We start from the raw sequence: 4731 nt of genomic DNA on the forward strand, positions 1-4731 counted from the left end.
CGACCGCGCCCCGCCCGAAATGGCGCGCGCCAAATATAGCGCCAGCCGCGAACGCTCGGTCGGCCTCGGCGTCATGGGCTTCCACAGCTTCCTGCAGGCGCGCGGCCTGCCGTTCGAGGGCGCGATGGCGAAATCGTCGAATCTTCGCGTCTTCAAGCATATCCGCGCGCAGGTCGATCAGGCGTCGATGCTGCTCGCCAACGAGCGCGGCCCCTGCCCCGACGCCGCCGATCAGGGCGTGATGGAGCGCTTCAGCTGCAAGATGGCGATCGCGCCGACCGCGTCGATCAGCATCATCTGCGGCGGCACCAGCGCGTGCATCGAGCCGATCCCCGCGAACATCTACACGCACAAGACGCTCTCGGGCAGCTTCTCGATCCGCAACCCGCATCTCGAGGCGCTGCTCGTCGACAAGGCGAAGAACAGCGACGCGGTGTGGAACTCGATCCTCGAACGCGGCGGCAGCGTCCAGCACCTCGACTTCCTGACGCAGGACGAGAAGGACTGCTACAAGACCAGCTTCGAGATCGACCAGCGCTGGCTGCTCGAACTCAGCGCCGACCGCACGCCCTATATCGATCAGGCGCAGTCGCTGAACCTGTTCATCCCGGCGGACGTCGAGAAATGGGACCTGCTCATGCTCCACTACCGCGCGTGGGAACTCGGCATCAAATCGCTCTATTATCTCCGTTCGAAATCGGTGCAGCGCGCCGGCTTCGCGGGCGGGGTCGAGGCCGACAACACACCCGAGGCCGCGAAGTTCGAACTGAGCGCCGAGAGCACCGACTATGACGAGTGTCTGGCCTGTCAGTGAGCCTTCGCCCCTCCCTCGTCACCCCGGACTTGATCCGGGGTCCACGCGAGGGAGAGCAACCCATCGATGGATTCCGGCCTTCGCCGGAATGACGAACAAGATTTGATCCGAGGATAAGCCGCCATGTCCCTTCTCGAAGCCCGCAAGACCTACAAGCCCTTCGAATATCCGTGGGCCTATGATTTCTGGAAGCGCCAGCAGCAGATCCACTGGGTGCCCGAGGAAGTGCCGCTGGGCGAGGATTGCCGCGACTGGGCGCAGAAGATTTCGGACCACGAGCGCAATCTGCTCACGCAGATTTTCCGCTTTTTCACGCAGGCCGATATCGAGGTGCAGGATTGCTACCACGACAAATATGGCCGTGTGTTCAAGCCGACCGAGATCAAGATGATGCTGACCGCGTTCAGCAACATGGAAACCGTGCATATCGCGGCCTATTCGCACCTGCTCGACACGATCGGCATGCCCGAAAGCGAGTACGGCATGTTCCTCGAATATGACGAGATGCGCGCCAAGCACGATTATATGGGCACCTTCGGCGTCGACAGCGACGAGGATATCGCGCGCACGCTCGCGATGTTCGGCGGCTTTACCGAAGGGCTTCAGCTCTTCGCCAGCTTCGCGATGCTGATGAACTTCCCGCGCTTCAACAAGATGAAGGGCATGGGCCAGATCGTCAGCTGGTCGATCCGCGACGAAAGCCTCCACTGCGAAGGCATCATCAAGCTGTTCCACACCTTCGTGAAGGAACGCGACTGCCTGACCAAGGCGGTGAAGGAAGACATCATCGACACCTGCCAGAAGACGGTGCGGCTCGAGGATGCGTTCATCGACCTCGCGTTCGAACAGGGCCCCGTCCCCGGCATGACGCCGAAGGAGATCAAGCGCTACATCCGCTACATCGCCGACTGGCGTCTGGGGCAGCTCGGCTTCCAGCCGATCTACATGATCGACGAGCACCCGCTCCCCTGGCTCGCCCCGCTGCTGAACGGCGTCGAGCACGCCAACTTCTTCGAAACGCGCGCGACCGAATACAGCAAGGGCGCGACGCGCGGCGACTGGAACACCGTGTGGACCAGCTTCGACAGCCGCAAGAAGGCAAAGAACAGCGAAGACGCCGCCCCGGTGAACGACGCCGAAGCCGACGGCGAAGACATGTTCAAGCAAGCCGGCATCGCCGCCGAGTAAGCGACGCACCAAACCCCCTCCCGCTTGCGGGAGGGGCAGCAAGACTTGGGAGCAAAGCTCCCTAGTCGCCGCGGGGAGGGCCAGCGACGCCAGCCCCACGGCACAACCGTAAAGAGCCAGAGGCCAAAATGACCGACAAACAGAAACAGAAACTCCTGATCCTCAGCCAGCCGCAGCGCGCAACCCTCGAAGGCCTCTCGAACCGCCGCCCCCAGCTCCCCGCCGATCCCGTACGCGACGAACTCGTCACGCTGGGACTGGTCGTCAAGCAGGGCGCCAAATGGGCGCTGACCCCGACGGGCAAGAAGGTGCTGGCGGCGAGTTCGAACCGGAGGAATTCGGGCGGGTTTTCGGTTTGACCTCTTAACCGACGGATATCAGGCTCTTCCCCCCTTCGGACATGTATCGTGACTAACGGTACAACGGCTGATATGGCGAGGGGAATGGGGGCTATAAAATCCGTTGGAAAATATGTTCTCCCGGTTGGCGGGAGCATAATGTTGGCGGCCGCAACAACAAAGCCAGACGACGCGATTTCGAACCTCTCGGGGTGGGCGGACAAGGTCGTGGGGTATTCTCCTTCATGGCTTTCCAATTCCAACGCGGACAATTGGGGCATTTGGATAGGCGCGGCGCTCATTGCAGTCGCCTTGGCCACGTGGATTACGCCGTGGGCCGCACGATGGGTCAGAGATCGCAAATGGTGGCATGGGAAAGTCCGGTTCACGATACCTGAAGCAGCTTGTCTACTATGCGGTCTTCGCCCGTCGCAGTTCGATACGCACGAAAGAGCCAAGGCGCTTGCCAACGATATTCTTGGCGGTGTTCGCAATGGAATGATCCGCATCGATGGCGAGGCGTGGACGGCTAACAATATTGGATTGGCTATCGGCCCGAATCCGTCGAAGTATCCTAAAAAACCTGACGCTACGCTCGACACATCGATTGGGAAAAACGCGCTTGAGGGCTTTGCCAAAAATAGGGGATTCAAACTCCCTTGGCCGCTATCAAAAACCGACTAATCCAGCCGCGCGAAAATCGGAACTGCCGTGACAGGTACAAAACCGTCAATTCCTTTGTCCGGTTAAACTGTGTGGATGCCGGATCAAGTCCGGCATGACGAACGGAGAGAGACGGCTCAGAATGACGTGGATATGGGAAGCATCCAATGCGACCCAATCTCGTCACCCCGGACTTGATCCGGGGTCCATCGCCGCCCTAGCCTCCACCCCATGCACGCCGACTTCCAGCCTTGCGCCTATATCATGGCCAGCGCGCGGCACGGCACGCTCTACACCGGCGTCACCTCGCACCTGATCCAGCGGATCTGCCAGCACCGCGACGGCAGTTTCGGCGGCTTCACCGACCGCTATGGCGTGAAGACGCTCGTCTGGTTCGAACTCGCCGGGACGATGCACGCCGCGATCGGCCGCGAGAAGCAGATCAAGAACTGGCAGCGCAAGTGGAAGATCGAGCTGATCGAGGCGGCGAACCCGGATTGGCGCGATATGGCGGAGGAATTGGGGTTGCCGCCGTTGGGCGGGTGACGCCCCCCCCTCCTTCGTCATGCCGGACTTGATCCGGCATCCATTCGACGGCCGTAGCATGGACCCCGGATCAAGTCCGGGGTGACGAAAGTGGGAAGGCCTTCGTGCCTTTGCGCCTTTGTGTGAGCCCCTGACAAAGCCAGCCTCCCTAATGCACCGTAACCGCCTCCATCCTTCCCCCCACCCGCGCCACCGCGAACATCACTCCGTCGCGCGCCACCTCGGGCGGGCCTTCGAGCATGTAGAGCTTCACCAGCTCGCGCGTGACCTCGCTGTCGTCGTCGACGACCAGCCGGAGCGACTCCAGCCCCATATTGCCGCGCGCCACCACCACATCGCGGACCAGCGCGAGCGGCCACTGCGCGCTCCCGCCGCGATAGAGCGTCACCCCGTCGTGGCGCAGATAATCGCCGCGCCGCCGCCACATGCCGATGATGTACGCCCACACGCCCAGCACCGCCGCGATGCCGAGCAGCAGCAACGGCTGCCCGAAGACCATATTGCGCAGCGCATCGAGCGGATCGCCGCCCCGATCGAGGCGCGCCACGAGCACGCCGAGCAGCACCGCGCACGCGAACTGCCACCCCACCAGCGGCGCCGCGCGCAGCCGGGCCACCACCACCATGTTCCGGTCCCTGTCCGTCATCGCGGCCTAGATAGGCATCGCCGCGCCGCCGCGCCACCCCGTCGCATCACCTCCCGCATCGACCCGCGATACAAAATAGGACCGGCACGCCCTTTCCTACATTGCCGCCGCGTGCCAGCCTCCCGCCGCTGGCTCCTTGACCCGTGAAATCCGCTGCCGCCCGCGACGCGAAACATCGCGCCCGCGCGCGACCTTTGCGACCTTTCGCCCGCATGCCGGGTGGACGACCTTTGCGATCCTGGCGCTTGCCGGCACGGCCGGGCCCCGGCTTTGCAGCCTTCCCGCCGCGCCGCCGGGGTTAACCGCCCCGACCGTACGGCGAGCCGCCGCCCGCACCGTGCGATCGCTGCTATACTCGCGCCGAAAGGAGAAAGCCGATGCAGGCCGTAACCGAAGGCGACCGCCGCAAGGAGGTTCGCGTCCTCCTCGACCAAATTCAGGCGCACCCCGAACGCGACTGGTCCGCCGCGCGCCGGCGCCTCGCGACGCTGACCAGGCTGATCGCGGGACCGCCACGCCCCGGCGCGCACTAGGAG

The 4731-nt window shown here is 63.4% G+C and carries 6 protein-coding genes and 1 pseudogene; 6 read left to right on the forward strand and 1 reads right to left on the reverse strand.

Translation table 11 applies throughout. The features are described 5' to 3' along the window. The 5 genes and pseudogenes from VN047_RS06635 to VN047_RS06655 form a co-directional block, all read left to right on the forward strand. Window positions 1-814, forward strand: a pseudogene (locus VN047_RS06635) (ribonucleotide-diphosphate reductase subunit alpha); the annotation flags it as partial. A 123-nt stretch (window positions 815-937) separates the two neighbouring features. After that, window positions 938-2002: a ribonucleotide-diphosphate reductase subunit beta gene (locus VN047_RS06640; RefSeq protein ID WP_325541294.1), complete on the forward strand. Its 1065-nt coding sequence runs from the start codon at window positions 938-940 to the stop codon at window positions 2000-2002. Window positions 2003-2130: 128 nt separating this feature from the next. Beyond that, a complete protein-coding gene (locus VN047_RS06645) occupies window positions 2131-2361 on the forward strand; it encodes a hypothetical protein (RefSeq protein ID WP_325541295.1) in 231 nt (76 codons plus the stop codon). Between the two features lie 138 nt (window positions 2362-2499). Next, window positions 2500-3024 (forward strand): hypothetical protein, encoded by a 525-nt coding sequence (locus tag VN047_RS06650; protein ID WP_325541296.1) that lies wholly within the window; start codon window positions 2500-2502, stop codon window positions 3022-3024. Between the two features lie 210 nt (window positions 3025-3234). Then, window positions 3235-3549: a GIY-YIG nuclease family protein gene (locus VN047_RS06655; RefSeq protein ID WP_325541298.1), complete on the forward strand. Its 315-nt coding sequence runs from the start codon at window positions 3235-3237 to the stop codon at window positions 3547-3549. Window positions 3550-3697: 148 nt separating this feature from the next. Here the strand turns inward: VN047_RS06655 and VN047_RS06660 are convergent, their stop codons facing one another. Next, entirely contained in the window at window positions 3698-4174 is a 477-nt protein-coding gene (locus tag VN047_RS06660; protein WP_325541300.1) for a hypothetical protein, read from the reverse strand. Between the two features lie 398 nt (window positions 4175-4572). On the opposite strand from VN047_RS06660, the gene VN047_RS06665 reads away from it, so the two are divergent. Next, window positions 4573-4728: a hypothetical protein gene (locus VN047_RS06665; protein WP_325541302.1), complete on the forward strand. Its 156-nt coding sequence runs from the start codon at window positions 4573-4575 to the stop codon at window positions 4726-4728. Window positions 4729-4731: the final 3 nt, after the last annotated feature.

It is taken from the genome of Sphingopyxis sp., assembly GCF_035565275.1.
In the GTDB taxonomy this organism is placed as follows: Bacteria; Pseudomonadota; Alphaproteobacteria; order Sphingomonadales; family Sphingomonadaceae; genus Sphingopyxis.

Excerpts from the sequence above, each read along its gene's own strand:
- VN047_RS06640 (WP_325541294.1), top strand. The coding sequence starts at position 938 with ATGTCCCTTCTCGAAGCCCGCAAGACCTACAAGCCCTTCGAATATCCG.
- VN047_RS06655 (WP_325541298.1), top strand. The coding sequence starts at position 3,235 with ATGCACGCCGACTTCCAGCCTTGCGCCTATATCATGGCCAGCGCGCGG.
- VN047_RS06650 (WP_325541296.1), top strand. The coding sequence starts at position 2,500 with ATGTTGGCGGCCGCAACAACAAAGCCAGACGACGCGATTTCGAACCTC.
- VN047_RS06645 (WP_325541295.1), top strand. The coding sequence starts at position 2,131 with ATGACCGACAAACAGAAACAGAAACTCCTGATCCTCAGCCAGCCGCAG.
- VN047_RS06665 (WP_325541302.1), top strand. The coding sequence starts at position 4,573 with ATGCAGGCCGTAACCGAAGGCGACCGCCGCAAGGAGGTTCGCGTCCTC.
- VN047_RS06660 (WP_325541300.1), bottom strand. The coding sequence starts at position 4,174 with ATGGTGGTGGTGGCCCGGCTGCGCGCGGCGCCGCTGGTGGGGTGGCAG.